This is a genomic window from Arthrobacter sp. 2RAF6, assembly GCF_052115205.1.
Lineage (GTDB): Bacteria > Actinomycetota > Actinomycetes > Actinomycetales > Micrococcaceae > Arthrobacter.
Genome location: NZ_JBFRGF010000003.1, coordinates 88,669 through 114,716, shown reverse-complemented (window position 1 = coordinate 114,716; position 26,048 = coordinate 88,669). Strand labels below are relative to the sequence as shown.

27 protein-coding genes and 1 tRNA gene are annotated in these 26,048 nt (G+C 60.8%); 16 read left to right on the top strand and 12 right to left on the bottom strand.

What is annotated here, in order from left to right; all coding sequences use genetic code 11:
* Positions 1-44: 44 nt before the first annotated feature.
* Positions 45-134, top strand: a tRNA-Ser gene (locus AB4Z38_RS03220).
* Positions 135-195: 61 nt separating this feature from the next.
* Here the strand turns inward: AB4Z38_RS03220 and AB4Z38_RS03215 are convergent.
* On the bottom strand, positions 196-1,329 hold the full coding sequence (locus AB4Z38_RS03215) for a tyrosine-type recombinase/integrase (protein ID WP_441428370.1): 1,134 nt from the start codon (positions 1,327-1,329) through the stop codon (positions 196-198).
* Positions 1,307-1,846: a helix-turn-helix domain-containing protein gene (locus tag AB4Z38_RS03210; protein ID WP_441428369.1), complete on the bottom strand. Its 540-nt coding sequence runs from the start codon at positions 1,844-1,846 to the stop codon at positions 1,307-1,309. The genes AB4Z38_RS03215 and AB4Z38_RS03210 overlap by 23 nt, the downstream gene beginning before the upstream one ends.
* A 92-nt stretch (positions 1,847-1,938) precedes the next feature.
* Between AB4Z38_RS03210 and AB4Z38_RS03205 the strand changes: the two genes are divergently transcribed.
* Entirely contained in the window at positions 1,939-2,142 is a 204-nt protein-coding gene (locus AB4Z38_RS03205) for a helix-turn-helix transcriptional regulator (RefSeq protein WP_028265857.1), read from the top strand.
* Between the two features lie 1,003 nt (positions 2,143-3,145).
* Positions 3,146-3,583 (top strand): VOC family protein, encoded by a 438-nt coding sequence (locus AB4Z38_RS03200; RefSeq protein ID WP_441428368.1) that lies wholly within the window; start codon positions 3,146-3,148, stop codon positions 3,581-3,583.
* A 115-nt stretch (positions 3,584-3,698) separates the two neighbouring features.
* Here the strand turns inward: AB4Z38_RS03200 and AB4Z38_RS03195 are convergent, their stop codons facing one another.
* The 3 genes from AB4Z38_RS03195 to AB4Z38_RS03185 form a co-directional block, all read right to left on the bottom strand.
* A complete protein-coding gene (locus AB4Z38_RS03195) occupies positions 3,699-3,923 on the bottom strand; it encodes a hypothetical protein (RefSeq protein WP_441428367.1) in 225 nt (74 codons plus the stop codon).
* A complete protein-coding gene (locus AB4Z38_RS03190; protein ID WP_441428366.1) occupies positions 3,920-4,180 on the bottom strand; it encodes a ribbon-helix-helix protein, CopG family in 261 nt (86 codons plus the stop codon). The genes AB4Z38_RS03195 and AB4Z38_RS03190 overlap by 4 nt, the downstream gene beginning before the upstream one ends.
* A gap of 187 nt (positions 4,181-4,367) precedes the next feature.
* Positions 4,368-5,066 (bottom strand): DJ-1/PfpI family protein, encoded by a 699-nt coding sequence (locus AB4Z38_RS03185; RefSeq protein ID WP_441428365.1) that lies wholly within the window; start codon positions 5,064-5,066, stop codon positions 4,368-4,370.
* A 176-nt stretch (positions 5,067-5,242) separates the two neighbouring features.
* Between AB4Z38_RS03185 and AB4Z38_RS03180 the strand changes: the two genes are divergently transcribed.
* Positions 5,243-5,599, top strand: coding sequence for a hypothetical protein (locus AB4Z38_RS03180; protein ID WP_441428364.1), 357 nt, complete (start codon positions 5,243-5,245; stop codon positions 5,597-5,599).
* A gap of 320 nt (positions 5,600-5,919) precedes the next feature.
* Here AB4Z38_RS03180 and AB4Z38_RS03175 read toward each other — a convergent pair whose 3' ends face one another.
* The 5 genes from AB4Z38_RS03175 to AB4Z38_RS03155 form a co-directional block, all read right to left on the bottom strand.
* Entirely contained in the window at positions 5,920-6,297 is a 378-nt protein-coding gene (locus AB4Z38_RS03175; RefSeq protein WP_028275079.1) for a hypothetical protein, read from the bottom strand.
* 197 nt (positions 6,298-6,494) lie between these two features.
* Positions 6,495-6,656: a hypothetical protein gene (locus tag AB4Z38_RS03170; protein ID WP_441428363.1), complete on the bottom strand. Its 162-nt coding sequence runs from the start codon at positions 6,654-6,656 to the stop codon at positions 6,495-6,497.
* A 626-nt stretch (positions 6,657-7,282) separates the two neighbouring features.
* On the bottom strand, positions 7,283-8,644 hold the full coding sequence (locus AB4Z38_RS03165) for a cation:dicarboxylate symporter family transporter (protein ID WP_441428362.1): 1,362 nt from the start codon (positions 8,642-8,644) through the stop codon (positions 7,283-7,285).
* Positions 8,645-8,923: 279 nt separating this feature from the next.
* Positions 8,924-9,841: an ABC transporter substrate-binding protein gene (locus AB4Z38_RS03160; RefSeq protein WP_441428361.1), complete on the bottom strand. Its 918-nt coding sequence runs from the start codon at positions 9,839-9,841 to the stop codon at positions 8,924-8,926.
* Positions 9,842-10,172: 331 nt separating this feature from the next.
* Positions 10,173-11,381: a CdaR family transcriptional regulator gene (locus tag AB4Z38_RS03155; protein ID WP_441428360.1), complete on the bottom strand. Its 1,209-nt coding sequence runs from the start codon at positions 11,379-11,381 to the stop codon at positions 10,173-10,175.
* A 174-nt stretch (positions 11,382-11,555) separates the two neighbouring features.
* Between AB4Z38_RS03155 and AB4Z38_RS03150 the strand changes: the two genes are divergently transcribed.
* The 5 genes from AB4Z38_RS03150 to AB4Z38_RS03130 all read left to right on the top strand — a co-directional run bounded on the left by AB4Z38_RS03150 (position 11,556) and on the right by AB4Z38_RS03130 (position 15,846).
* Positions 11,556-12,476, top strand: a complete 921-nt coding sequence (locus AB4Z38_RS03150; RefSeq protein ID WP_441428359.1) for a transporter substrate-binding domain-containing protein — start codon at positions 11,556-11,558, stop codon at positions 12,474-12,476.
* 43 nt (positions 12,477-12,519) lie between these two features.
* The gene (locus tag AB4Z38_RS03145; protein ID WP_441428358.1) at positions 12,520-13,278 is read left to right on the top strand and encodes an amino acid ABC transporter permease; all 759 of its coding nucleotides are present in this window, start codon (positions 12,520-12,522) and stop codon (positions 13,276-13,278) included.
* Positions 13,275-14,072, top strand: a complete 798-nt coding sequence (locus tag AB4Z38_RS03140; RefSeq protein WP_404500774.1) for an amino acid ABC transporter ATP-binding protein — start codon at positions 13,275-13,277, stop codon at positions 14,070-14,072. The genes AB4Z38_RS03145 and AB4Z38_RS03140 overlap by 4 nt, the downstream gene beginning before the upstream one ends.
* 98 nt (positions 14,073-14,170) lie before the next feature.
* A complete protein-coding gene (locus tag AB4Z38_RS03135) occupies positions 14,171-14,602 on the top strand; it encodes a RidA family protein (RefSeq protein ID WP_441428357.1) in 432 nt (143 codons plus the stop codon).
* Positions 14,599-15,846, top strand: a complete 1,248-nt coding sequence (locus tag AB4Z38_RS03130; protein WP_441428356.1) for a D-amino acid dehydrogenase — start codon at positions 14,599-14,601, stop codon at positions 15,844-15,846. Before AB4Z38_RS03135 ends, AB4Z38_RS03130 begins: the two co-directional genes overlap by 4 nt.
* Positions 15,847-15,867: 21 nt before the next feature.
* On the opposite strand, the gene AB4Z38_RS03125 is transcribed toward AB4Z38_RS03130, so the two are convergent.
* Positions 15,868-17,076 (bottom strand): cytochrome P450, encoded by a 1,209-nt coding sequence (locus AB4Z38_RS03125; protein WP_441428355.1) that lies wholly within the window; start codon positions 17,074-17,076, stop codon positions 15,868-15,870.
* Positions 17,077-17,229: 153 nt separating this feature from the next.
* On the opposite strand from AB4Z38_RS03125, the gene AB4Z38_RS03120 reads away from it, so the two are divergent.
* The 7 genes from AB4Z38_RS03120 to AB4Z38_RS03090 all read left to right on the top strand — a co-directional run bounded on the left by AB4Z38_RS03120 (position 17,230) and on the right by AB4Z38_RS03090 (position 25,233).
* Positions 17,230-18,006 carry an IclR family transcriptional regulator gene (locus AB4Z38_RS03120; RefSeq protein WP_441428354.1) on the top strand — a complete coding sequence of 259 codons (777 nt, stop codon included), beginning with the start codon at positions 17,230-17,232 and terminating at the stop codon, positions 18,004-18,006.
* A gap of 113 nt (positions 18,007-18,119) precedes the next feature.
* The gene (locus tag AB4Z38_RS03115) at positions 18,120-19,112 is read left to right on the top strand and encodes a PDR/VanB family oxidoreductase (RefSeq protein ID WP_441428353.1); all 993 of its coding nucleotides are present in this window, start codon (positions 18,120-18,122) and stop codon (positions 19,110-19,112) included.
* A 71-nt stretch (positions 19,113-19,183) separates the two neighbouring features.
* On the top strand, positions 19,184-20,629 hold the full coding sequence (locus AB4Z38_RS03110) for an aromatic amino acid lyase (RefSeq protein WP_441428352.1): 1,446 nt from the start codon (positions 19,184-19,186) through the stop codon (positions 20,627-20,629).
* Positions 20,630-20,747: 118 nt separating this feature from the next.
* The gene (locus tag AB4Z38_RS03105; RefSeq protein ID WP_441428351.1) at positions 20,748-20,984 is read left to right on the top strand and encodes a hypothetical protein; all 237 of its coding nucleotides are present in this window, start codon (positions 20,748-20,750) and stop codon (positions 20,982-20,984) included.
* Positions 20,985-20,987: 3 nt separating this feature from the next.
* Positions 20,988-21,875 carry an acyltransferase family protein gene (locus tag AB4Z38_RS03100; protein ID WP_441428461.1) on the top strand — a complete coding sequence of 296 codons (888 nt, stop codon included), beginning with the start codon at positions 20,988-20,990 and terminating at the stop codon, positions 21,873-21,875.
* A 221-nt stretch (positions 21,876-22,096) separates the two neighbouring features.
* A complete protein-coding gene (locus AB4Z38_RS03095; RefSeq protein WP_441428350.1) occupies positions 22,097-24,550 on the top strand; it encodes a glycoside hydrolase family 32 protein in 2,454 nt (817 codons plus the stop codon).
* A 119-nt stretch (positions 24,551-24,669) separates the two neighbouring features.
* Positions 24,670-25,233, top strand: coding sequence for a DUF2087 domain-containing protein (locus AB4Z38_RS03090; RefSeq protein ID WP_441428349.1), 564 nt, complete (start codon positions 24,670-24,672; stop codon positions 25,231-25,233).
* On the opposite strand, the gene AB4Z38_RS03085 is transcribed toward AB4Z38_RS03090, so the two are convergent.
* Positions 25,230-26,024, bottom strand: a complete 795-nt coding sequence (locus AB4Z38_RS03085) for a carbon-nitrogen hydrolase family protein (RefSeq protein ID WP_441428348.1) — start codon at positions 26,022-26,024, stop codon at positions 25,230-25,232. The two genes, AB4Z38_RS03090 and AB4Z38_RS03085, sit on opposite strands and share 4 nt — an antisense overlap.
* Between the last annotated feature and the right edge of the window lie 24 nt (positions 26,025-26,048).

Below are 26,048 nucleotides of genomic sequence, written 5' to 3'. Positions count from 1 at the left end.
CCGTTTTGGGGAACAGGCCTCCACTCCGGTACCCTATTTCAGTTGGTGACGTGTCCGAGCGGCCGAAGGTGCAACACTCGAAATGTTGTTTGGTGTAAAAGCCAACGTGGGTTCAAATCCCACCGTCACCGCCACTTGAAAGGCCCCTGGTTCCCTTTGTTTACAAGGGATCGGGGGCCTTTTGCTTTGGCGAAATCAGGGTTTTGGGCACATTTTGGGCACATTCGCCAGGGACACTGCAAGGTCCAGGGCGTCCGAAACGCTGTCCAAGTCCCCGTCAAACAGGTCCGCATAGATGTCCAGGGTCATGGCTGCCGAGCTGTGACCGAGCATTCTTTGCACCGCTTTGACGTTCGCCCCGGCTGATACAGCAAAGCTCGCGGCTGAATGCCGGAAGTCGTGAGGCGTGATTCGTGGCACTCCTGCTCTCTTCACGGCACCTGCGAACCAGCTCATGTTGTCATCGTGCACGCGTGCGAGGCGGAGGTGGTGGCCATTCCCGCCGGGAAACACGAGATCATTTCTGTCCTTGTTCTCACACTGCTGAGCCAGGGGCTCAGCGAGGAATCGCGGGAACGGCACGGTTCGTTTCTTGTGGTTCTTTGGCGTACCTACTTCGATCACCGAACCGACCTGGACCGCGTTTTCCTCAATCACGAATCGCCGCCGCAACATGTCCAGATGTTTGACTCGCAGGCCGGTAGCCTCTCCCCACCGCAAACCGCAGTAGCCAAGCACGAGAACCAGTGCCGGATATTTACTGGCTGCCGCGAGTGCATGCACTTGCTCGTGACTCAGGTAGACGTGTGGCTTCTTGATCTTGCGCGGCAAGGTTACGCCCCGTGCTGGATTACTCAATGTTCGACGGTCGCTCACGGCGTCATCCAGAATGGCCGCCAAGACTCCGTAGGCGCGGATTACAAGCGTTGCCCCCTTCGGTTTCCGGGGCGGGACAGCGCTCTGATCCCCTGTCGTCAAAGCTGAGACCCACTGCTGCACATCTGTCTTTCGGATGTCAGAGACTGCCATACCGACCCACACCGGCAGCACATGATTACGCCAAGCCGACTCCACCGGGCGCAATGAAGATGGTTTCAAATGGGTCTGCCGTGACAACCACGCTTCTCCGAGCGGACCGATCAGGGCCTTTGCGGCTGCCGCATCTATGAACTCCCCGCGGGCCTTGGAAACCTCAACGCTGGCGAGGAATAGCTCGGCGTCCCTCTTTGTCCTGAATCCACGTTTCTTGGTCTGTACCCGGTCAGGTTTCCGGTAGCCAACCTGATACCGGCGCCCGGCCCGTGTCTCATAGGGTTCGATCGTTGCCATCGCCGGATTGTTCTTTCGCTGCGTTCTGATCAACCAGAGTCTTGATAATTGCGCTGAGCTCGTCCACTCGTAAATTGAGGTCTTCGAATGTCACGGGACCAATTTTCGTATTCCCGGCCGGGATGAAGTCGGGGCGCAGCCCTCGTACGTAGTCATCACTGCCCACGTCACCGTCGATCGGCGCATTGCCATCCGCCCATTCCCAAACCCGTACCAGGTCAGCCGGATCAGCTCCGGTCACGGCCACCGGCTCGTCGAGCGACTTGGGAAACAACAGTGCGTTTGGGTTCACGCCCAGGACTACCGCAAGGGCCACGAGATCATCAACATCAACCCGCCTAACGCCGGCCTCGATCTTCTGTATTCCGCTCGCGGAAATTTCGTGCCCGACTCCCCTAAGCCTTTGCTGAAGCTCCCGCAGGGTTACATTCCCCCGCAAACGCTTCAGGTTCCGAGCGACGGTCTTGCCGGTTGGACCAATGTCATGTCCTCGCAGCCGCTCTCCGCTATGTACCATATAAGAAACGATATACGCTATATAGACAACAAGCGTAACTAGCAACTTTGCATCTAATATGACGAGGCGTTCACGGAAGGGAATGAGGCTTCATGGAATCGGAACTGCTGACCCCGGCAGAGCTGGCAGCCAAGCTTCACAAGACGGCGCCCGCATTGGCGCAATGGCGCTATAGAGGGATGGGCCCTAAGTTCGTGAAATTAGGCAGCGGCGTCCGCTATCGCGCCAGCGATGTAGAGGCATGGCTTGACGCACAGACACGCTCTCAGACGGGCCAGGTAATCCCTAGCGTCTAGAAGCCGGAATTCCTGATCAGATCTTCAACCAACGGCCGTTCAGCATGTCGGCCCTCAGTGCCTAGTGAAGTGGCCGTCACCTCTGGACGGAGCCGCAACTCGTCGTCCCCGCCTTTGGAATGAGGCTCGTCGGGACGTTGCGGGTGACGGTCGAAGAGTGACCCATTCTGACGCCAACACCTTTCGGCCAGCCCCGACAATGTCGCGGAGAATCCTGGCGCCGCTCGGCGTCGGTCCGGGGGTCGCGCCTTGGATGCGGACATAAATGCCCGGGTGGGGACCACCACGAACGGCGTCACCGCGTACACACGTCATCGACGTCTAGCTGGATGAACAGGCCTCCGTGGGTTGGCATTGCATCCCGTCCTCCCATGCTCGCCGTCCCCGCCGCTCAGTCAAGGGCGCGTCCGCGTCACTGCGTGACGGGCCTACGGCCTACCCTTGACGGCGCGCCGAGGACGGACATAACCGGCCTTTATCGGGATGCGGGCAAGACTGAAATGGTGTAACGGGGCGTACGACTTTCGTCGGCCGGCGATACCTCTGGGCGTTGATGGTTACGAGTTTTTGTAGCATGACTACATATCAGCACTTGCCCTTGTCCACGTGCTCGTGCTTTGGCAGTCAGTCAACGCCGGCGGACCTCTTGGCTGTCGTTCGATTCCGTACGGGGAAGCTTGAGCGGACACAAACCTGCCGTTGTCTAGTTGTTTCCAATCGAGGAAACTCTAGGATGGCCGTATGACGCCCAGGTGGCTTGGAATTGCCCTTCTCTGCGTGGGGGCGGTGAACGCCCTCGAGGGGATTATGTTGGTCTTTCGGTCCACGTCTTCCAACAACGCTTTGGCTTATTCCATCGCGTCTTGTGGCGTCGGCGTGATGATTTGCGGCTACTTCATCGGAAAGCGCAAAAGGTGGAAATAGCCCCGTTTGAGGATCGGCTAACGGGCAGACAGTGGCCTCTCACTGGAGCTAATCGCTGCGCCTTGGTAGCTTTCAACGCATGGCCATCAAACTTGAGAATGTGGGTATCGCTGTTCGCGACATCGAAGCAGCAATCGCCTTTTTCACCGATCTCGGTCTTACACTCATCGGCCGTGACACGGTCAGCGGCGAGTGGACCGATACCGCCGTTGGACTTGATGGAAACCATGCCAAGATCGCGATGCTCCAGACCCCAGATGGTCATGGTCGACTCGAGCTCTTCGAATACATCCACCCCGAAGCGATCGAGTCGAACCCGACTCGTCCCAACGACATTGGCATGCACCGCGTGGCCTTCTCAGTCGACGACATCGATAAGGCCCTCGAAGTAGCCGCAAAGCACGGATGCCACCCGCTACGCGGGGTGGCGACCTATAAGGACGTCTACAAACTCACGTACCTTCGCGGCCCAAGCGGAATCCTCGTGATGCTCGCCGAGGAACTGAAGAAAGACTGACACCTACCTCGGCCTAATTGGCCCGTATTGCTACGCCTCCGGGTCGAAAGCTTGTCCGGTGAAGGATCGGTGAGCGCACAATCGAAGTCGGTGTCGATGCTCTGGCGAGATAGTGCTAGCCGAGCATCCCGAGGTATTGGGGGCGGCATTTCATCGCGTGGATGAGTTCTTCGCTACCGTCGTCCCAGACGAGCACCACGAGTTCCAGCAGCCGGCCGTGGGTGTCAAAGCCGAGGCGGAGGAACCTGCGCGGGTCGTCATCGTCCAAGGGGGCTGATACCAGCGGCCAGGTCGCCGCCTCGATCCCGTCGTGCTTGTGTGCGGAGCGGCGGACGATCACGCCGCATGCGACCAAGCGGCCAGGGCGGCGCGGATCGCCTCGGACCGGTTGAGGTGCTCGCGCTCGGCCCGTGCCATCACCGCGGCAAGCTCCTCTACCGTCAGCCGTACGGGAACGACCTGAGACGCCTCCGCGCCCCGGGCAGGGCGCCCCATCCGCGCCTTCAGTTCCTCAAAGTCGTAACCGGCCTCGGCTTCCTCGACCCACCCATCGATCTCGGCCCCCGAGACCTCCCGTCCGCGCATCTTGCGTTCCATGCAGATAATCGTATTACGAATATCTCCCAGTGGCCAGAGGAACTGGCCGTTGTCCGCAAGGGGATCGGCTAACGGACACGGTTTGAGACCCCCCGGGGGTACGTGCGGCCACCCCCAGCCGCTGGTTCCGACCAGCAGTCACAGACCATAAGGCGGAACATAGGACGTTCCGTCGGCAAAGCTTCGTTTATGAGGAGTGCTGCGCGGTCGCCAGGGCACTGGCTGAGGTTAGGACCGTAGCCATACGGAGGTTCTCGGTGGCGGCGATGATGTTCTTTACCGTTTCGGGGTCTGCCTTGCTTGGCGAGCCGTAGTCGAACGGGGGCTCTGGGTCGTATTCGATGGCCAGTTGGATCTTCCGGGCTTCGTCGTCACCAAAGAGTTCCGCCGCCAGCGTGAAGGCAAAATCAATCCCCGAGGTAACGCCGGCACCCGTGATCCGGTTTCTGTCCCGGACGACTCTTTCCGATGTCGGTTCGACGCCGAAGTGTTCGAGCATCCGCAGGGAGGCCCAGTGGCTGGTGGCCCGGTAGCCGGTGAGAAGACCCGCCGCGGCAAGGGTGAATGAACCCGTGCAAACGGAGGTGATCCAACGGGCCTTCCTTGCCTGGACCCGGAGAAAGTCCAGAGCCTTAGGGTCCTCGAACAAGTCGAATGCCCCTTCGCCTCCGGGGACAAAGAGGACGTCAGCCTGGGGGCAGTCGTCAAGGGTCGTAGTCGGCACAATGCACCAGCCGGCGTCGGTGGTGACGGGATCCAAGTCATGCCAGGCGAGGTGAACTTCGGTGTTCGGAAACTTGGAGAAAACCTGGGCGGGCCCGGTGAAATCCAGCTGGGTGACCCTTGGGAAAAGGAGGACAACGATTCTCAGCGGACCCGACGACATGTTTTCAGACTATATGAGCGCGCGCGATGTCCGGCATCTTCGTTCGAATAGCCACGCCCGTTGGTTGAGCTAGAGATATTGGCCGCATCCGTGGTTCGACACGCTGTGAATCGGAGCAATATATGGCCGGTCGCCCGTTAACCGATCGCCTAACGTGCAGAGGTTAGGCTGAGCGGATGAACCCTGATTGGATCGAGCACCGTCGCAGTGGAGACCGCGAGCTCCTCGGATGGGTCGTCATCGAGGACGATGGGTTCGTCGCCGTGGACTTGCTCGGCCGGAGGCGAACTGCCGTTGTCGACTGGCTGACCGCCGAGGAGGCGTTAGATGCAGCGGGCATAGGGTATCTCGCTGAGGAGTATGAGCTCCTGCTCGAAGACGGACGCTGGCTTGCGGTGCGCCTTACTGAAGTCTCTCCCGAAGCAATCAAAGTCACGAAGGACGACTGGGGTGCCGTGGACGCACCTCAGCTGCACTTCACGCTCCCCTTCCCGATGCCGGCGCGCCTCCGGGCGTGCGACGTGTCGCGATGAAGGATCCTCCACCGGGCGCCGCCGGGAGTGAGCGTGACCAGTAACGGTCGTATTCGTGCGCTGGCCACACCGCATCGTCCGCGGCTCCTGACGCCGCGCCAATTCGCGGAACGCCGACACTGACCTTTGCACGAAACACTGCACGTGTGGAGTTGGTCGCTCTGTGGCGGCGTTTTTTGGTCGCTCCGTGTCGCAACCGTGCCCGTAAGGCGAGCACCTATTCCCAATACATCGCAGCCGCACGTGAGCAGAGGCGCATCTCATGACCGCCGACACGAAACGCCGAGGCTAGTCGACGCACCGGATCGCGTCGCAGACGTTCACGGCTGGGCGTGACGCTCCAACGCGTCCAGAGTCGTCTCGGGCGATGTGTTGAAGCAGAAGGTGATTCCGGGCGATTCCGCATTGCACACGTTGATGATCCGTTCGAAGAGCTCGGTGTACTCCGGGATCATCCTGATGCCGCCCCCGATCATCACGAGGCCGAAACGATCACGACCGAACGCCGAGCGAATCTCTGCTTCGGCCTCGTCCGGGGAGGTGCCGATCAGGCAGTTGACGGCGTCGAAGCCGGCGGCCGTAGTGGCCCCGAACCCCGCTTCTATCCGTTCGGTCATCGTGGCCTCGTCGAGGCCAGGAGGCAGCTTGCTATAGTCGAGGGCTCGCGCGTGGATGCCGATCATGAGGATTCGAGTCATGGGCCTCATTGTGGCATGCACGCCTCACCAACGAATTAACCAAACCGCACCACCAATCAGGCGGGCCCGCTGGATCCTTGCTCGACCCGCCCCGCCCCAGGTGAGCTGTTCCTGTAGTGCAGAGGACTCCTGACGTTCCGTGCAGACGACTTCGGAAAATGACATCGGTGGGCCGACCCCAGGTTGCGAACCGCCCGTTAGACGGTCCCTTGCCGTGCGTTCGGCAAGGTGTTTCGGAAGCCCTTTTCGAGCACCAACGACGGAGCGTTCGAGCCGGATCGTGGATCAGATATTGCCTCATTACTGTGGTGTTGTAGCCGGGGGATCTCCAGGGGACGGCGCCGGAGCTGGGAGCTCATTTTGGATCCTTTGTATCTGCTGGGCCTGATGCGTCTGAGGACGAAAAATTTCATCAGCGATTCCGAGCAGCTCTCCTCCACCCCTGTGCCGGCCGTTCCGTCGATCCCTTCGCGACGACCAGTACCAAATACCCGCGAAGCCAGCTGGCACACCGAGTACCGCCAACGCCCCAATTAAGAAGTCCATGGTGGTAACCATAGTCGCCAAAGAATGCCGCTCTTTCGAAGTCCGATTTCATTGAAAGCGGAACGAGGTCGGAGCACCTCGGCCATGCCAAATTACTGTTCAGATGCGAAAACGCTTAGTAGCCGTTGAAGCGCAACCATTGCCCGCAAGCCGATCCCTCTGCTAACTATTCCATCCGCGCTTCCAAGCGTTACGGAATTACGCATTGCGCTGGGGGCACGAACGGGCTCCCAGCGCAACTTCCTCGAAATTCCTAGTAATCCAGAGAGGGTACGTCGATTGCGCTCGCTGCCCATCCGGCGCTCTTTGAGCTACTTTCGTAGAGCGCGTATCGCGTAGACCCTCCGAGGGCGCTCAGAATCGCGTTAATGGCTTCTCAGGCGATTCTGAACTGTGGTTGCGGGTCAGTGGCGTGGACGGTTCCGACGCCGGCACGGCCCTAGTTGCGGGTCCCTGCGGCGAGCACGGCGACGTTCCCGGCATGGGCCGGGCCGGCTTCGGTTGCGGCTTTCTCTCCGCGGAAGGCACGGAGCATGGCTTCGCGGTCGAACTGTCCCTCCCATTTGGCGACCACGAAGGTCGCCACACAGTTGCCGAGCAGGTTTACCACGACGCGCATGGAGTCCATGAGGCGGTCGGCTCCCAGCAGGAGCGCGACGCCGGCCACGGGGAAGATCCCCAAGGCGCCCGCCGTCGCGGAGAGCGCCAGGAACGCCGACCCCGGGACGCCCGCCATGCCCTTTGAGGTGAGCATCAAGATGCCCAGGGCCGCCAGTTGCTGCCCGAGGTCAAGATGGTGGCCGAACGCCTGCGCGAGGAACAGCAGCGAGATCGACAGGTAGATAGCCGCACCATCCAGATTGAAGGAGTATCCCGTCGGAACGACCAGGCCGGCGGTGGAACGGGAGCAGCCAGCGTCAGTCAGTTTGGTCATGATCCGGGGCAGAACCGATTCCGTGGAGGCGGTGCCCAGGGCGAGGAGGAACTCCTCGCGGGTGTACTTGATGAACTCCCACAGCGGCACCCGCACCAGGCCCCAGGCGATCAGGAACAGCAGGGCAATGAACACGATCGCCGCACCGTAGCAGGCCGCGATGAGCAGGGCATATGTGCCAAGGGTACTCAGTCCGTATTGGCCAATGATGAACGCCATGGCACCGAAGGCGCCGATCGGGGCCAAGCGCATGACCCATCCCATGATCTTGAAGAAGACGTCCAGGATGGTTTCCAGGACGTTCATGACAGGAGCGCACCGGTCCTTGCCGATCACCACAATTGCGGCGCCGAAGAAGACGGAGAAGCACAGGACCTGGAGCAGGTTGTTGCTGGCGAACGCGCCGATCACGCTTGTCGGGATGATACCCAGGATGAATTGTCCGGCGTCACCGGGAGGCGCGGTGCCGGTCTTCGCCTTGAGCGCATCCTGGCTCAGTGTGCTCGGATCGATGTTCAGCCCCGCACCGGGCTGGACGATGTTGGCGACCACGAGGCCGAAGGCCAGGGCAAACAACGTGGCCCCGGTGAAGTACACGAGGGCCTTGACTCCCACGCGGCCTACGGCCTTGACGTCACCAACGGCCGCGATCCCGGTGACAATCACGAGGAAGATCAGCGGCGCGATGATCATCTTGATGAGCTGGATGAACCCGTCGCCGAGCGGGCGCAGTCCGGCCCCGATTGACGGCCAGAGGTACCCGATCAGGATGCCGGCGACGACGGCGGCAAAGATCTGAAAGAACAGGGACTTATACAGCGGTTTCTTGATGGCGGCTGCCTGTGCAGCGTTGATGTCGAGTTTCATGGCGAAGCCAATCCTCATGCGGAACCGGAAGTCCGCGGCCGAAGTTCAAGGGACCACTCCAACGTAGGGGAGCAGTGTTTCCGGCCTGAAACGAATGTATTAAACTATTGAATCCTTGAAACACTTGTTTCAAGGATTCAATAGGCTCGCCGTTGCTGGCTGGTTCCGCAGAGCGCCGTCGGCATCACTGGTAGGCGCGGCAACTCGGGCGCGTTGTAGACGGCCAGATCACCCAGGTGGTTCGGGACAGTACCTGCCGCGAGCTGCTTCTTGCTTGAACTAGGCCAGGTTCTTCGACTTGAGCCAGTCCTGGGCGATTTGTCCCATGTCCTCGAACTTGGCCGTCCGGCCGTTCATCTGGATCAGGTCCTCGGTGGTCAACGCGGCGGACACCTTGTCCAGCACGCTCTTGACGGTGTCGCTGGCCTTCTTCTGGTTGATGACGGGAACGATGTTCTCGGCGAGGAACAGGTTCTTGTTGTCTTCAAGGGCAATCAGGTTGTTGGCGGTCAGGGCGGGGTCGGTGCTGAAGAGGTTTGCAACCTGCACCTGGCCGGATAGGAGGGCGTTGAGCGTGAGCGGACCGCCGGCGTCGAGCGCTGAGAATTCCTTGAAGTCGAGGTTGTAGACGGATTTCAGCCCAACGACACCGTCAATGCGGGTTTTCCACTCGGGTGCTGCGCCCAGGCCCAGGTCCTTGGCAGCAGGCTGGAGGTCGCTGATGGACTTGAGGTTGTACTTGTCGGCGGTTTCCTTCTTGACCGCCAATACGTCTTTGTCCTGTGCCTTGGATGCCGTCAGCTGGGTGAGTCCGGACGGGATCTTGGTGCTCAGCTCTTTGGTGACCTCTTCCGAGGTGACCGCTTTGGTGGAGGCATCAAGGTACTGGAGGAGGGCTCCGCCGTATTCCGGCATGAGGTCGATGGAACCATCCTTCAGCGCAGGGATGGTGACTTCGCGGCTGCCGATGCTCGGCTTCTCCGTCACCTGGACGCCCTTGGACTTGAGGGCCTCGGCGTAGATCTTGGCAATGAGCTGGCTTTCCGGGAAGTCCGCGGAGCCGACGATGATGCTGTCCGTCGATCCTGCGGCCTGGGAGTTGTTGTTGGAGGAGCTCATGGGGTTTGCACCGCCGCAAGCGCTTAGGGCAATGGCGGTGGCTGCCGCCAGGGCGAAGCCGGTCAGGTACTTTTTCATGTCAATTCTCTCTGGGGAGGGCCGTTGCGGGGCATGCCGTGGCAAGGTAAGCGTGAGTTGAGCGGTACATCCGGGCAATCGTGAACGGAACTCTCGAGCCCATGCAATGCCGAGCTGCGTAGTAGATCCTCAAATGCGGATCACTTTGTAATGTGGGTTCCATTGCTGGAAACGTACACTCGGCCCTCCGGCTCGGCAACGAACATTCTCAGTGCGTGAGAACATCCGGTCTGGCCTTGTATCGGGCGCCGATAGAGAAAGGATTAGCATCCGACGACGGAACCAAGTTGCCGCGCTCAATCCGCCAAACGGGTTGGCCCTCGTGAAACGGCTAAGCGCTCCTGGACTGGCCGCCGTCGAGATCGAGTTCGGTCACTTTGCACGCGAGATACAGAGCCAAGTACGCTTCACTCTTCCGTTCCGTCCAACCTTGCAGCTGCTCAATTTTCTCAAGGCGGTGGATGAGCGTGTTCCTATGGATGTGGAGCCGTCGTGCAGCTCCCACCAGGGAAAAGCCACTTTCACACCACGCCACTACAGTCGCCTGGACGGTGGGCCAGTCGCCCAGCCTCAAGAGTCTGTCGGCGACGGCGGTAGTGTACCGCTGCCTGGCCCGCAGGCCGACGCCTGACAGCAGTTGCTCGATGCGGACTTCATTGATGGTAGTGATGCTTCGCTGACTAATGCGTCTGCCAAGCCGGAGCGAATCGACGGCGTCTTCGTAGGAGTTCCGCAGCCCGGCCGGCCCTGCGGCCTCGGTTCCGATTCCGATCTCGACGTCGGAGGCCAAGTGCGTGCGGAACTGCTCCACGCAGTGTCCGGCCTGCGCCACAATTCCGGGCACCCCCTCCGCGGTGGGGTGCGCAAAGACAACATAGCGGTTAGCAGCGATCGAAACGGCGATGGTACGGCGGTGTGCGAAGCTCTCGCGGAGCATGACAAGGGCACGGGGCAGCCACTCCGTGGTGGTCGCGGGGCTCGTGGACCGGCCAAGGACCTGGACGGCGATCCCCACCCGGCTTGCCGCCAGGTCAACCGCCTGCTCGTTCGCCTGGTCGAGGAGCGCCTCAACCTCGGTCATGAGGGGGTCGAAGGCAAGGATCCCGCGGACTAGGTCCTCAAGCTCGCGTTCGCGTTGGAGAGTCGAGCGCAGGAGCGATGCCTGATGCAGCAGGATTTCCGTCTGGCGTTCGACCATCAAGCCAAATCGGGTCACCTGCACGGGCGAGCCGGTGATGCCAACGGTGCCCACCGCGTGCCCGTTGAGGAGGATGGGCAGCGTGACTCCGGGCTTGACGCCATGAAGGGCCCGGGCTTCTGCCGCCGAGTGCGTGGCAGGCTCTTTGGTGCGGATTACCTCGAGGGAAGCCTCATGGAAACTGCCTACCCGGCTGGTGTCGCCACTGCCGATCACCATGCCGCGGACATCGGTGATGAGGATGTTGAACCCCACGATCGCGCTGGTTTCGCCGGCAATCTGCTGCGCGAGGGCAGGGGTTAGGGGCCCTGCCGCCGCACGAGTACTGCTTTCCCCCGCCATGACCCCTCCGATTAGTTTTTTCGTACAGCAAATGACCCCAAAATCCGCCAGAAGCTGGACGAATGGTCCAATGACTTTCGTCACACCCAAGCCTACGGTTGATGTTAAGCGGCACAAAGCCGGACCCGCAGAGAGTGTTCTGCCAAAGCGATAATCCATCGAAAGGTGGTAACCATGTTTCGTCGCATCCATAAACCACTTCGCAAATCGGCACTGGCGGCAATCGGCGTCGTGGCCCTGGCCCTGACCGCTTGCGGCGGCAGCGGCGCCGCATCAAGCAGTGACGGCCTGGATACGATCACGCCGGGCAAGTTGACAGTGGCGATCGAGCCCTACATGCCGTATACCGCCATGAAAGACGGCCAAATGGTTGGTTTGGACGCGGAGATCCTCCAAGCCGCAGCGAAGAAACTGAACCTGACAATCGAGCCACAGGTTACCGACTTCAACGGCATGCTGGGAGGTGTCCAAAGCCGGCGAGTCGATATCTCCATAGGGGGCATCGCCTGGACCAAGGAACGGGCCAAGGCTGGTCTGTTTACCGACCCTCCCTATTACTCCCCGCCTGCCATGGCGGTCAAAGGCGACCAAGACGTGAAGACTCTTGCTGATCTCCGCGGGAAGAATCTCGGAACCGTGACGGGCTACGTCTGGGTGAAGTCCATCAAGGCGGTGCCGGATGCAAAGCTCAGTTCGTACCCTGATGCCAACGGGCTCTTCGCCGACATCGGCGCGGGCCGCGTGGACGTAGGGTTCGTGGATCCGTTGCTGATTTCCTACACACAGGCCCAGCGGCCGGACCTTGGATTACAGACCAAGTATCTGACGCCGCCCACGGACGAAGAAGTCAAGAAATCCCCGGACCTCGCCTACTTCCAGCCGTATATGACCAGCTTCTACGTCCCCAAGGAAGAGCCAAAGCTGGAAAAGGCGATCTCCGGAGTGATCCGCGATATGTACACGAACGGACAACTGGCCAGCCTCATCAAGAAGTACGGCGGTGATCCCGACCAGTATCTGAAGCCGTCGCCGTCCATGACCAGTGAGCGGCAGGCGACGGACCGCCCCGCAGACTGGAAGGCCCCGTCGAACTGACGCCGTCCTGATCCATGTGCTCACCCCAAGACAGGAAACAACAATGAACCCCGCACCCGGCCTCTTTCAGGTGCCATGGCAGGACTACCTTCCGGCACTAGTCGATGGCTTGCTGAAGTCCCTTGGTTACACCGCCACCGGGTTCGTCGGCGCAGCCGCCGTCGGACTCGCCGTCGCACTCCTACGCGTAAGCTCCAGGCGGCTCCTTCGCATACCTGCGGCCATCTATACGGAATTGTTTAAGAATGTCCCGCTATTGGCCATCATTTTCATCACGTACTTCGGACTGGCATCCATCGGCCTCCGGCTGGATGCTTTCCAGGCGGAAACCCTGAGTCTGGTCATTTTCTACGGGGCCTACCTTTCGGAGATCTTCCGGGCGGCGCTCCTCGGAGTCCACGCCGGGCAGCAGGAGGCAGGGCAGGCCCTGGGGCTGGGGCCACTGGTGACGTTTACAGGCATTATCTTCCCGCAGGCGCTTCGGCTGGCACTTCCAGGCACCGGTACCATGCTGGTGGATCTGCTGAAGTCGACGTCCCTGCTTGTGGTCATCTCGGCGGCCGAACTAATGTCCCAGGCCCAGCTGATTGCGAGCGAAACCTTCCGGGCTCTCGAGGTCTATGTCGTGATCTCGGCGATCTACTTCGTGGTCTGCTACCCGCTCTCGCAGCTCGTTCTCCGGCTCGAGCGCCGGGTCCAAGCGGGCGCACCCCTGTCCCTGCGGCGGTATCGCCGGCTTGCCCATGCGCGGGCATTGTTGGCAGCGGCAGAAACCAAGCCATACTCGGAGGTGAAGCCATGACTGTCGGAAAGATTGAATCGGAGGGCTCTGCGGTGACCAGCACCCTTCCAGTGGTAGAGATCAGGTCCCTGGTGAAGTCGTTCTCCGGCCGGACGGTGTTGGACAACGTCGACTTCACAGTCAAGCCAGGAAATATCGTAAGCATCATCGGGCGAAGCGGCGGCGGGAAGACCACCTTGATGCGCTGCATCAACCTGCTTGAGAAACCCGACTCAGGTTTCATTACCCTGCAGGGCGAGCCTGTGTTCTCCAAGGACAAGACCGTCTGCAAAGACCTGGCCAAGCTCCGGCAGCGAGTGGGAATGGTATTCCAGCGCTTCTACCTGTTCCCCCACCTCACCGCAGTCGAAAACGTGATGCTGGCCCAGATGAAGGGGTTGAAAATCCCAGAGAAGAAGGCTCTTGAAACTGCCCTCGAACTCCTAGCGGAGGTCGGGTTGACACACCGGGCCTTGGCATTCCCCGAGCAGATGTCTGGCGGGGAGCAGCAGCGCGTGGCAATCGCCCGCGCATTGGCGCTCGGACCAAGCCTTTTGCTCTTCGACGAGCCGACGTCGGCTCTTGATCCCGAATCCACCCGGGACGTCCTGGCCGTCATGCGGCGTCTGGCCCGTTCCGGCATGACCATGGTGATCGTTACGCACGAAGTGCCGTTTGCACGGGAGATTTCGGACAAGATCGTCTTCATCGACGGCGGCCATATCATCGAGCAGGGGCATCCGAGCGAGGTCATAGACAACCCTCGCGAAGATCGCACCAAAGCCTTCCTCCGGTCCTACAAGACGGACGGCTAACGGCTGCCTTTCCTTTCTTCCTGCGCGCCCGCTCCTGCGCGCCCGCTCCTGCATCCGGCGTCAGCACCCCTTTGCCCTTTTTCGTCCGAAAGAGACCCATGACTTCGATTTCCAGCCCCGGCCGCACGGTTGACGTGGACGGCATTACCACCCCGGGCTCGCCCTACCCATCAGCAACCCGGGCGGGCGACACCATCTATGTTTCCGGCCAGGTGTCATTTGCCGACGAGGGAGGTGTCCTCGCGGAAGGGGATGCTTCTGCCCAGACCCGACATGCGCTGGCCAGGCTCGCTCGTGTCCTTGCTGTCTACGGAGCGACCCTCGAAGACGTCGTTTCCTGCACCGTCTATCTCAAGGACGCAAGCCTGGCGGAGCCCTTCAATGCTGCCTGGAGCGCCGCCTTTGGAGGGCACCGGCCGTCCCGGGCCACAGTTGTTGCCGAGCTGCTCGATCCTCGCCTTCTCGTCGAAGTGCAAGCGATCGCCCGCCTGCAGAGAAGCAGCTCAAGGGACGCGGAGGGCCAGAAATGAAGCTGATCGTGATCGGGGCCGGCATCATCGGAGTGACAACGGCCTACGAGCTGGCACGTCGCGGGCACGAGGTCCAGGTCATTGACCGGGAAGCCGGGGAAACCCGTGCGACGAGCGACGCAACGGCAGGGCTGATCGCCCCAGGTCATTCCTTTGCCTGGGCGTCGCCATCAGCTCCTATGGAGCTCCTGAAATCCCTGTTCACGTCCGACACTTCAATTCGGGTCAGGCCGCGTTTCGATCCGGAACTCATTTTCTGGGGACTGAAGTTCCTGCGCGAATGCACACCGTTGAGGGCGCACGACAACACCCTGGCCAAGCTCCGGCTCGCCCAGCGCAGCCAGCAGCTCTTCAACCAGATCGTCGCCGATGAGGGCATGGACTTCAAGCCTTCCGCCGGCGGCGTTCTATACCTCTACCGTGACGAGTTAGGACTGCGCCGGGCGATTGAGCACGGACGGATCATGCGCGAGAACGGGCAACAGCAGAATGTCCTGTCCAGGGACGAACTGTTCCATCTCGAACCGGCATTAGCCAAAAGTCAGGTTCCCTTCGTCGGAGCCGTTCGTGATGCCACCGACGCAACCGGGAATCCTGCATTGTTTGCTTCGGAAATCCGGAAACGGTGCGAGGAGATGGGCGTACAGTTCACCTTTGACACGACCATCCAGTCCATCAATATCGACGGCGACCGCGTAACCGGGCTCAACAGCGGAAAATCGGATTTCCTCGCCGACGGCTACATTCTCGCCAGCGGCCCTGACAGCGCCCGGCTTGCCCGCACGATAGGAATCCGCCTCCCCATCTACCCCGCTAAGGGATACAGCATGACGGCGCCGATAACCCAAGGCGCCCTGGCCCCACAACTGGGGGGAATTGACGAAAAATCGCTCGTGGCCTGGTCGCGATTCGGCGATCAATTGAGGATGTCTGCCACGGCCGAATTCACCGGATACTCTTTGGAATACTCAGCCAAGGACTTCAGCGGGATCCTCAAGGCCGGAAAGGAACTATTCCCGGGGGTCTTGGACTACAACCGTGCCACTTACAAGGTGGGGCTTCGGCCCATGACGCCCGACGGACCGCCCATTATCGGCAGAGGAAGGCCGCGAAACCTCTACATAAATACAGGCCACGGTCATCTCGGATGGACTATGGCCTGCGGCTCGGCCGAAATGCTGGTGGACATTATCGAATCCAAGCCTTCCGCTCTCCGGACCGACGCATACGCGCTGAGCCGCTAAAGGTATGCCGTACCGGCTGCGCTACGCGGGTATCAGGCGGACTGGGATGGATTCCCAGCCTCGTAGGGTGTTGTGCAGCAGGGGAACGGGCTGTTCTGTCAATTCGATGCGCTTGACTCGCCTAGCCAGAGCCGTGAAAAGTACTTCCATTTCAAGTCTGCTAATCGGTTGCCCAACGCACTGATGAATTCCCATGCCAAAGGCCAAATGTCCGGCAGCCTGGCGGTCGAGACGGAACTCGGCCGCATCCGGGCCCCAATGAGCGGTGTCTCGGTTGGCAGATCCAACAAACAGCAGCACCTTGGTTGCAGCAGGCAACTTAATGCCCCGGAATGAGGTGTCACTCGAAGTGGTCCTGTAAAAGGACTGGAAGGGCGACTCAAACCTTAACGCCTCGTCGATCGCGAACTTCACAAGCCTGGGATCTGAGTGAAGTGCCTCCCATCGCGAAGGATCGCTGGCCAAAGGTACCAAGGTGTTTCCGATCGAGAAGATCGTCGTGTCCAAGCCTGCGGAGAGCATCGCGCGAACCAGCAATGGTGCTTGATCTGCTGATATTTCACCTCGGTCGGCAAAATCCCAAATCTGCTCACCAAGACCACCGGGGGCAAGGTTCTCGCGAGAAGTCATCTCCATGACCCACTCATGGGTTCCGGCGCCCTTCTCAAAGTACAGCTGGTGACGGTCATTTTCCGGGCCGAATGCGCTGAAGTTCATTGCCCCGTGGGGAAGAAGGTTCTTTTCCCTCCCCTCCCTGGGGATACCGACGGCGTCGCCGAAGACGCGGATGGGGAAAATCTCCGCCAGATCGGTTACGCCGTCGATCTCGGCCTTCGCGAGAACATCGTCGACCAATTCCTCTGCAAAGGACTGAAAACCGGCTCGGAGGGATCGGACTCCGCGTGGAGATATGACCCCGCTCATCGCGGTGCGCATGGCCGTATGGATCGGAGGATCCAGTTCCAGGATTCCCTGAGGTCGCCATGGCGGGTCCTCGTGCAGGTTTTTGGGACCGACGCCTGCGCCTGAGATGAATGTTCGGTAGTCGTCGAGGATCTCGCGGCACTCATCGTAGCGACTAAATGCCAGGACTCCGTACTTCTCCAACCAAACAGCCGGCCCTGACGAACGCATGCGCTCAAAAAGAGGGTAAGGATTTGTCAGGTTCTCGTCGGAATACGGGTCGTCCGGAAGCGAGACAACATCCGCACCCGATAGCGTCTTATTCATAGTGAATCCTTGGTTGCTGAGAGTCTTTGGGTATGAGCAAAGTATCGATGAGCGGGACAATGAGCTAACAACATTCTCATTCTGCGAGAGTGCAAATTGGTTCGTCGGAGCGGAACCGGCACCATCGAAGAACGAGGCAATGAGGAGGTCACGATGGCTAACACGTCATTGGAACGGGGGCTTACGATTCTCGCCGAAGTCGCTGGCGGCGCTGACACGACAGTGGAGAGTGTCGCCTCGCGCTTGGGAATTCCCGTCAGCACGACTTATCGGTACTTCAAGACACTCAAGGACCGAGGCTTCATTATCGAGGATGCAGGCGCATACCGGCCCGGTCGGGCGCTTCTGGCTCTCGGCGGTCAGTATTCCGTCCAGAACCACCTTGCTGAGGTCGGCACGGCAGTCCTGCGCGGCATCGTCGAGAACGTCGGTGAAACGGCTGTGATGATTATTCGTGTCGGAGCGAGCGCGATGTGCCTTCGCTGCGCCGAAACGGATAAGGCGTTCAAGTACACGTTTGCTGTGAACGAGTTGCTGCCGCTGTACGCCGGCGCTGGGCAACGCCTGCTGCTTGCATGGTCTCCGCCGGACGTCACCAAACAAGTCCTTGATGGAGAACTGATCCGTTTTACCAAGAACACCCTCGATGCGGATCAAATTCGTTCAAGTCTCGTTCAGATCAGGTCGACGGGCTGGGCCATGTCGCGCGGCGAACTGGATCCCGGCTCAGTATCCGTTGCAGTTCCCGTATTCGCTAGCGGGGAAGTCGTATGTTCCCTGAACGTTGCTGGGCCGGAAGCGCGCTGCGGGTCAAAGACCTGGGTGACCTCTGCCCTGAAAGTCCTCAATAGAGCTGCCGAGAATCTATCTCTGAGTCTCGAATCTCTAGCGCCAACAATCAATACTCGAAAGGCACTCGATGCTGACTGAACCACCAACGCCATCGGTGACTCGCCCAACACCTGTGACCCCCCACAATCCATTTCCACAACGAGCGTTGATCTCAGTTCCGATGACGCTTGAGAACCCGCGAGGTGCCGGAAATGAGTGAGCAAACACTGCACGCCCCCGGGCACTTGCTGCAAGGCTTCTTCACACTCCAGGTCCGAGACGTCCAGCAGGAAGCAGCGGGTGTTTTATCCGTGCTCCTAGTCCCGATCGAGTCATCGACACTCCCCCAATGGACTCCAGGGGCTCACATTGATGTGATGCTTCCGAACGAAATGTTGAGACAGTACTCTCTGATTTCGAATCCTGACGATCACAGCGCCTGGCGAATTGCGGTTCTGCTCGACAAAGAAGGACGCGGCGGCTCACGGTACATTCACACAGCCCTAAAATCCGGCGACACCCTTGAAGCGAGGGGTCCAAAGAACCACTTTCCCATAGGGGCCTTCGCAGGGCCGATTCAGTTCATTGCTGGTGGCATCGGGATCACACCGCTGCTGCCGATGCTACGAGAGGCTGACAGGAAAGGGGCGGATTGGAACCTCCTCTACCTCGGATCGGACCGGAGCTCCATGCCGTTTCTGACCGAGCTGCAGAAGTACGGAAACAGGATCCGCGCGCATGCGAAGAGCGAAAGCGGTGCAATGAACCTGACCGCCTTTGTCAAAGGACTAGGGCTTCAATCCACTGCTTCGACATATGCCTGCGGACCGTTGCGAATGCTGACCGAACTCGAGGAGCTGTACCGGGATGGGATCCATGGCGAGTACTACAGTGAGCTCTTTGACACCGCGGCCTCGCCAGTGCCTGAAATCGAAGACAGCCTTTCGTTTGTTGTCGAAACCTCCGATGGTTCGGAAGTAGAGGTCGCAGCTGACGAAACCATCATCGACGCTTTGGATCGTGTCGGTGTCCGAACGCTCAGTTCCTGCCGAAAGGGAACCTGTGGAACTTGCGAAACAGAGGTCATTGAAGGCACTCCAGATCATCGGGACGCGGTTCTGAGCCTAGAAGAGCGTGCAGCAGGAGAAACAATGATGATCTGCGTCTCAAGGTGTGCCGGCGACAGACTCGTCCTGAACCTATAGACGATGCGACAGAGTCGCTCGGGTAGCATCCGGCCGTGACAGGCATATTCGATTATGAGTAGAGGAGCCACATGATTGTCTTTTCCGGGGGAACCACAACCGCTGAAATCGTCGCTATCGCTCGACGACAAGCAGGTGTGGCGATCTCACCCGATGTCATCGGTTCGATCGGATTGGCGCATGAGGAAGCGGCTAACCTTTCGGAGCGGATCCCGACGTACGGCCGTTCGACTGGGTTTGGTGCCAACAAAGCCACCCCGGTAGACGAGGATGACCTAGAGCATGGCATGCGGCTGCTTAGAAGCAGTGCCGTCGATTCCGGAACGGCACTAGCCGAAGACGCCGTCCGATCGATGCTAGCAGTGCGTCTATCGCAGCTTTGCACCCCAGGAGCAGGTCTTGAAGACCGTATCCTGACAGCCCTCGCCTCCATGCTTAACTCCAATTCACTCCCCACAATCCGGGAGTTCGGCTCCATTGGCACTGCCGACCTTTCAGCACTTTGCGGTACGGCCCTGACGTTGCTCGGTGAGCGCGCGGCCACCGGCCCGCTCGATCCGATGGCCGCGTGGGGAAAGGACAGCGCATTACCCTTTGTCTCGAGCAACGCCCTGACTATCGGCCGCGCGGTCCTTGCAGCTCATGATCTCCGTCAGTTAGTTGATGCGGCACTTGTGGTCTACGCTCTCGCCTTCACTGGCCTCTCGGGCAACCCTTCTCCCTTTAGCGCGGCTGCGGCGAAGGGCACCGCAGCCGAAGATGTGGACGAATTTGCTCAGAGAATGCGAAACATTCTTGGCTCGGGTCATACGCCGTCGCGTATCCAGGACCCATACGGGTTGCGTGCATTTCTGCCCTCCACCATTGGTCTAATTAATGCGCTGGACAAAATCGATGCATTACTCTCGCGACTCATTGTTGCTGCTCAGGAGAACCCGCTCTTCGTGTACGACGAAAACGGCAAGGGCATATCTGTTGAGCACAGTGCCGGCTTCCATCAGGCTCCCTTGTCGTTGGCTCTCGACGGCGTCAAGATTGCGTTGGCGCAGACCATTCCTCTGAATATGTCCCGAATTCGGATGATGACTGATCCGGAATATACGCTACTAAACCCGTTCTTAGCGGTCGGGGCCGATAGCGCTTCCGGCATCATGACGATTGAATATGTAGTGGCCAGCGCCTATGGGGCAATACACACAGCCGCCCACCCCAACAGCCTTGCTACGGTGGTTTTGTCGCGAGGGACGGAAGAGGACGCAAGCTTTGCGAGCGAGGGAGTCGTTCAGTTGGAGAGGGCTGTTCGCGGCTACCGCTCCGTAGTAGCCGGCGAGCTCATTATCGCTACCCGTCTATTGCGGCAACGCGGAATAACGCCATCCGACATGCATTCCGATGCAGCATCGGATGCATACGAACTGGCCCTCTCATTGCCTCAGGACGACTCTGACCGAGATCAAAGAAAGGACCTGGAATCCGCGGAAGCCATCCTTGAAGGATTGGCCCCTTTGGGAAGTTAGATCCAGCCACTTGACCTCCACAAATCTACTCGTGTAGATTCAGAATGAATGTTGCACACATCACACCCAGAAGGTCACCCGACCGGACACCGGTGCCCGAAAAAGGGATGAATAGGTCATGAAGACCTCAACGATGACCAGGTACGGTCCGAGCCTGGCCATACTCGGCGCCCGCACCCTGGGTAACGCACTGGGCTCCGGACGAAACTCGCTGAACGCCCTGCGCCTGGTATTCGCCGTAGCCGTGATCGTCTCCCACTCCTGGTGGCTGGGCGGCTACGGCCCGGAACCCTCGCTTTACGGGATCAAACTCGGCACCGCAGGCGTCATGGGATTCTTCGCCATCTCCGGCTAGCTCATCACCGTCAGCGCCGAACGCTCCGACACGGTGCTGGAGTACGCCGCGGCCCGCCTCACCCGCATCTATCCGGCCCTCGCGGCCGCTGCGCTTGCTGTCGCCTTCGTGGTGGCACCGGTCGGGGCCCTCCTGACGCATGGAACCTACGACCTGCGCGGAGCCTTGGCCTTCCTCGGCGCGGCCCTGGCGCTCAGCATCGGCGTCATGGATACGCCCGTCATCGGGACGTCGCTCTGGGGCAACAACGACCGCTTTGACTGGAACGGCCCCCTGTGGACCCTCACCTGGGAAGGGCTGTGCTACGTCATCGTCGCCGCGATCGTGTTCCTGCTCCGCAGGATTCCAGAGAGCAAACAAGGCACGGCCACGGCAATATTCCTGCTCTTTGCCGCATCGACGGGCGCAGTCTTCGGGAAGCTCCTCGCAGGCGGCTTCGGACCAAACCGCACCGAATTCGTCCTCCCGTTGCTCGCGATCTTCATGGCAGGATCCCTCCTTGCCACCCAGAGACACAGGGTCCGCGTCGGTGCGGCGCCAAGCCTTCTCGCCGCACTGGCCGTCTGGGGCGCCGTCGCCACCGGGTACGGTACAGCCCTCGCCCCATTGCCGTTTGCCTACCTTTTCCTGTCGATCGGTTCAATCGGCAGCGCGTCCGCCATAGGGTCCCGCTACGACGTGTCCTACGGGATCTACATCTACGGGTGGCCAATCCAGCAGCTCCTCGCCGCCGCCCACACGGCATCACATGTTCCCGTGCTCGGATTTGCCGCACTCGCCCTCGTGGCGACCTGGCCCCTTGGTTTCCTGAGCTGTGTGGCGGTCGAACAGCCAACCCAGCGGATCCGGCGCGCTCTCATGAGCCGTCTCGCCCTCCGAGCTGCGACCTAAACCAATCCGCTTAAACGCTTGATCGAAGTTTCATCACCAGTTATTCTTGCCGTGATTAAGCGTTTAATCACAAGTCCTTGACTCCACCACAAGCTCCCCCGCCTGCTCAACAACGCCGTGTGCAGAGGCTCGACGCAGAGCTATCGGCAGTCGAGTAGTCCTCACCGAGACCCGGAGAATTTATGGCCCACTCAGCAAGGAGGCTGTCGAAGAGGGCGAGCATGCTCGCCCTCTTCGCCGCGCTCACGATGTTTTTCACGACCACCATAGTTACCGGGGACATCCCCGGCGCGGGAGCCATCGGCAGCGCGACCGCGCCGCCGATGCGCGCCACCTACCACATGACTCCCCCCTCGGGATGGCTGAGCGACCCCCAGCGGCCGATCTATCTCGACGGCAAGTACAACCTGTATTACCTCCACAGCGACCAGGACAACGGCCCCGGCGGGTGGCGACATGCGACGTCGTCGGACACTGTGGTGTTCAACGACCAAGGCGACGCCCTTCCGCTCCGGAGCAATTTCCCCGTATGGACCGGCTCCTCGGTGATCGATACGAACAACACCGCGGGCTTCGGAGCCGGCGCCGTCGTCGCGCTCGCCACGCAGCCCACCGACGGCGACGCGTTCCAGCAATCGCAATACCTCTGGTATTCGACCGACGGCGGGACAACCTTCACGCAGTACGGCGCACCGGTCATCGCCAACCCGGACGCTTCGGATTGGTTCCGCGACCCGAAGATCGTTTGGGATGCGGCGCACTCGACGTGGGTGGCAGCGATCGGCCGTCAGCAGAAGATCACGTTCTACACCTCACCGGACCTCAAGACCTGGACCCACCAGACAGACTTCAGCTACACCATCCCGAACATCGGCGGCGTTGAGTGCCCGGACATCTTCCAGATGAAGGCCAACGACGGTTCGTGGCATTGGATCATGGCCGGAAGCATGCAGGGCGATTACAGCGGCAAGCCGGACACGTACGCATACTGGACCGGCACCTGGAACGGCAGCGCCTTCGTCCCCGACCAGACTGACCCGCAGTGGCTCGACTGGGGCAATGACTGGTACGCCTCCGTGACGTGGCCGGACGCCGCGAATCCCGACACTTCCCGTTACGCGATCGGCTGGATGAACAACTGGCACTACGCGCCGCACACTGTGCCGACTGACTCGACCGACAACTACAACGGCCAGATGTCCGTGGTGCGGCAGCTCAGCCTCAAGTCCGAGGGCAGCGGTGTCTACAGCCTTCTATCCCAGCCGACGCCGAATCTGGCAAACTACGCCACCAAAACCGTGAAGCCCGCCAACGCCACCGTCAATGGACGGACAACCCTCGACCACCACGGCTCGGCCTATGAGCTCGACGCGGACGTCAGCTGGACCACCCTGAACAACGTCGGCATCTCCATCGGCGAGAACAAGGACGGCAGCCGGCACACGAACATCGGCGTCTACGGGGGCAACCTCTACGTCGACCGCTCCGCGCAAGACCAAGTGCCGTTCTCCTTCGGAACCTACCAGCAGTCCCAGGCGCCCCTCGCCTCGGGTGCGACGTCCGTACACCTCCGGATCCTCGTGGACCACGGCAGCGTGGAGGTCTTCGCCGACGACGGCCGGATCGCGCTCTCGAACCAGGACTTCTTCACGTCGTCGGACACGGGGATCTCGCTCTACACGATCGGCGGTAGCGCCACCTTCGCCAACCTCTCGATCACGGAATTCGCCAACGTCACCGAGCAAGCGAATCCCGCGGCGCCCTACGCGGACTTCGAAGGCAGCACCTATGGTTCATGGACGACGGCGGGAGCGGCCTTCGGTTCCGGGCCCGCCACCGGGGCGCTCCCCAACCAGCAGCCCGTCACGGGCTACCTCGGGAACAGGCTCGTCAACAGTTTCAACGGTGGCGACGCGTCGACCGGAACGCTGAGCTCGCCGTCGTTCACCATCGGCCACTCCTACGTCAACTTCCTCGCAGGAGGCGGGAACAACCCGAGGCCTTCAGACGTCTTCGCCGACTTCGAGGGCGCGACGTGGGGTGCCGGCTGGACGGCGTCGGGCAGTTACGTTGGCCAAAGCCCGACGGCGGAATCCCTCCCGAACCAGCTCGGCTCCAAGGTCCTCGATACGTACGTCGGAGGAGGTGATGCGGCCACTGGGGCGATCACGTCGCCGACATTCACGATCACGCGGGACTATATCGACTTCCTCATCGCGGGAGGAAACCACCCGTGGGGCCAGTCCGGTGCCGCTGCGGTGAACCTCCTCGTCAACGGGCAGGTAGTCCGCACGGCAACGGGCCAAAATTCATCGACGATGTCGAACGTGAACTGGGACGTCCACACGCTCGTGGGGCAGAAGGCCCAACTCCAGGTCATCGACCACGCAACCGGATCCTGGGGTCACGTCATCGTGGACCAGATCGTATTCAGCAGCATGCCGAACTCCGTTGGAGGTGAGCCGGACAATCAGACCACGGTGAATCTGGTCGTCAACGGGCAAGTTGTCCGCACCGCGACGGGCCAGGACAGCGAGCACCTCGCGTGGACGTCGTGGAACGTCTCCGACCTCATCGGCCTGAGCGCCCAGCTCCAGGTGGTCGATAACGGCACGGGAAGCTGGGGCCATGTCCTGCTGGACCAGCTCGTCTTCGAAGACATCCCGGCCGCCTAGGTCGAATCTTCTTAGGCCTCGCCGCCCTCCCGTGAGAACCGCGGGAGGGCGGCGAACCCGCGGATAATCTGCCCGCCCGCCGTATCCGCCCGACGCCGATTTGTGCCTATGCTGGGCCCATGGGGAGCGACTCATCAACGACGCCGGATGCGCGGCGCCTCCTCGCGGCACTGGCAAATGCCCAAGCCCGGAGAGTCTTCGCTGAGATCAGCATTGACGGGACCCCGGGCAGCTCGCTCTCGCCAGCAAGACTCGAGCGGGCGCTCACGCTCCTGAACCAGGCAGGGCTGGTCGAGACGGTCGAGACCGAAGGCAGTGTCCGCTACCGCATCCGCGAGCATATCTTCCGGGACGCACTGGCGAGCCTCTCGCCGGCACCCAGCCCGCCCGGCGTCGAGCGCTTCTTGACTTCGGACGGCCGCATCGATCGATATCCCGCGCGGGAGGCAGACCGACTCACGCTTCTCGCCTGGGTAGCTGCGCGGATCCTGGACACCGGCAAGCGCGTGGCAGAACGGGAGCTTAACGAACGCCTCGCCCGGTTCACCGGAGATGTACCGATGCTCCGGCGGTATCTCGTGGACTCGGGCATCGTGAGCCGCACGTCGGACGGCTCGGCCTATTGGCTGGCCGGCGAACACGGCAAAGACGTCGACGGCGGCCCCCAGTCTCCGCGCCGCTAAAGGTCCCGGGCATTCGCCAGAACGGGAAGCTTGCCCCGGACTTCTTCGACGATTGAAGGATCGATGTCGATGATGGCGAGTTCCGGAATTTCCCCAAGGGCAGCCACCACCTCACCCAGTGGCGAGATCACAGCACTGTGCCCTATGCCCGTGGGCGCCGTGCCAGTGGCGGGCAGGCCGACGCTCGCCGGATTGCCTTGGCCGCACGCCACCACGAAGGTGGTGCTGTCCACTGCGCGGGCCCGCACCAGCAGCTCCCACTGCTCGGCTTTGCCCTCGCCGGCGCCCCACGAGGCGCAGACGATGTTGACCTGCGCTCCTGCCCGTGCGTTGGCGGTGAAGAGGGCGGGGAAACGCACGTCGTAACACGTTGCAAGGCCAAATACGGTGCCGTTGAGTTCGAAGGTCACGGGTGACGTGCCGGCGTCGACAGAATCAGACTCTGCAAAGCCGAATGCGTCAAAGAGGTGGATCTTGTCGTAGGACGTGCCCAACCCCCGGCCGGTGACCAAAAGGGTATTCCGGACCCGCCCGGCCTCGCCGGGGGTGAACATTCCCGCCACGACGGCGATATCCAACTCATGCGCAAGGCTGCGGACCGCTGTGGCCCACGGTCCGTCCAACGGTTCGGCGACGTCGGCCAGGCTGTTGCCGAAGGCGCGCATCGTTGCTTCAGGAAAGACGACGACTTCGGCTCCCGCGGCCTTGGCGCGGGTAGCGTATTCTCGGATCAGTTCCAGGTTGGCGGCCAGATCGGCTCCCGTAATGATTTGTGCCACGGCTAAACGCATGAATTTACTCCAGATTGTTGTATA

Coding starts and splice junctions, on each gene's coding strand:
- AB4Z38_RS03130 (WP_441428356.1), top strand. CDS start 14,599: ATGAAGCTGATCGTGATCGGGGCCGGCATCATCGGAGTGACAACGGCC.
- AB4Z38_RS03215 (WP_441428370.1), bottom strand. CDS start 1,329: ATGGCAACGATCGAACCCTATGAGACACGGGCCGGGCGCCGGTATCAG.
- AB4Z38_RS03145 (WP_441428358.1), top strand. CDS start 12,520: ATGAACCCCGCACCCGGCCTCTTTCAGGTGCCATGGCAGGACTACCTT.
- AB4Z38_RS03125 (WP_441428355.1), bottom strand. CDS start 17,076: ATGAATAAGACGCTATCGGGTGCGGATGTTGTCTCGCTTCCGGACGAC.
- AB4Z38_RS03160 (WP_441428361.1), bottom strand. CDS start 9,841: ATGAAAAAGTACCTGACCGGCTTCGCCCTGGCGGCAGCCACCGCCATT.
- AB4Z38_RS03105 (WP_441428351.1), top strand. CDS start 20,748: ATGAAGACCTCAACGATGACCAGGTACGGTCCGAGCCTGGCCATACTC.
- AB4Z38_RS03210 (WP_441428369.1), bottom strand. CDS start 1,846: ATGGTACATAGCGGAGAGCGGCTGCGAGGACATGACATTGGTCCAACC.
- AB4Z38_RS03200 (WP_441428368.1), top strand. CDS start 3,146: ATGGCCATCAAACTTGAGAATGTGGGTATCGCTGTTCGCGACATCGAA.
- AB4Z38_RS03150 (WP_441428359.1), top strand. CDS start 11,556: ATGTTTCGTCGCATCCATAAACCACTTCGCAAATCGGCACTGGCGGCA.
- AB4Z38_RS03095 (WP_441428350.1), top strand. CDS start 22,097: ATGCTCGCCCTCTTCGCCGCGCTCACGATGTTTTTCACGACCACCATA.
- AB4Z38_RS03155 (WP_441428360.1), bottom strand. CDS start 11,381: ATGGCGGGGGAAAGCAGTACTCGTGCGGCGGCAGGGCCCCTAACCCCT.
- AB4Z38_RS03140 (WP_404500774.1), top strand. CDS start 13,275: ATGACTGTCGGAAAGATTGAATCGGAGGGCTCTGCGGTGACCAGCACC.
- AB4Z38_RS03085 (WP_441428348.1), bottom strand. CDS start 26,024: ATGCGTTTAGCCGTGGCACAAATCATTACGGGAGCCGATCTGGCCGCC.
- AB4Z38_RS03115 (WP_441428353.1), top strand. CDS start 18,120: ATGAGTGAGCAAACACTGCACGCCCCCGGGCACTTGCTGCAAGGCTTC.
- AB4Z38_RS03110 (WP_441428352.1), top strand. CDS start 19,184: ATGATTGTCTTTTCCGGGGGAACCACAACCGCTGAAATCGTCGCTATC.
- AB4Z38_RS03180 (WP_441428364.1), top strand. CDS start 5,243: ATGAACCCTGATTGGATCGAGCACCGTCGCAGTGGAGACCGCGAGCTC.
- AB4Z38_RS03165 (WP_441428362.1), bottom strand. CDS start 8,644: ATGAAACTCGACATCAACGCTGCACAGGCAGCCGCCATCAAGAAACCG.
- AB4Z38_RS03120 (WP_441428354.1), top strand. CDS start 17,230: ATGGCTAACACGTCATTGGAACGGGGGCTTACGATTCTCGCCGAAGTC.
- AB4Z38_RS03205 (WP_028265857.1), top strand. CDS start 1,939: ATGGAATCGGAACTGCTGACCCCGGCAGAGCTGGCAGCCAAGCTTCAC.
- AB4Z38_RS03175 (WP_028275079.1), bottom strand. CDS start 6,297: ATGACTCGAATCCTCATGATCGGCATCCACGCGCGAGCCCTCGACTAT.
- AB4Z38_RS03135 (WP_441428357.1), top strand. CDS start 14,171: ATGACTTCGATTTCCAGCCCCGGCCGCACGGTTGACGTGGACGGCATT.
- AB4Z38_RS03090 (WP_441428349.1), top strand. CDS start 24,670: ATGGGGAGCGACTCATCAACGACGCCGGATGCGCGGCGCCTCCTCGCG.
- AB4Z38_RS03190 (WP_441428366.1), bottom strand. CDS start 4,180: ATGGAACGCAAGATGCGCGGACGGGAGGTCTCGGGGGCCGAGATCGAT.
- AB4Z38_RS03185 (WP_441428365.1), bottom strand. CDS start 5,066: ATGTCGTCGGGTCCGCTGAGAATCGTTGTCCTCCTTTTCCCAAGGGTC.
- AB4Z38_RS03170 (WP_441428363.1), bottom strand. CDS start 6,656: ATGAGCTCCCAGCTCCGGCGCCGTCCCCTGGAGATCCCCCGGCTACAA.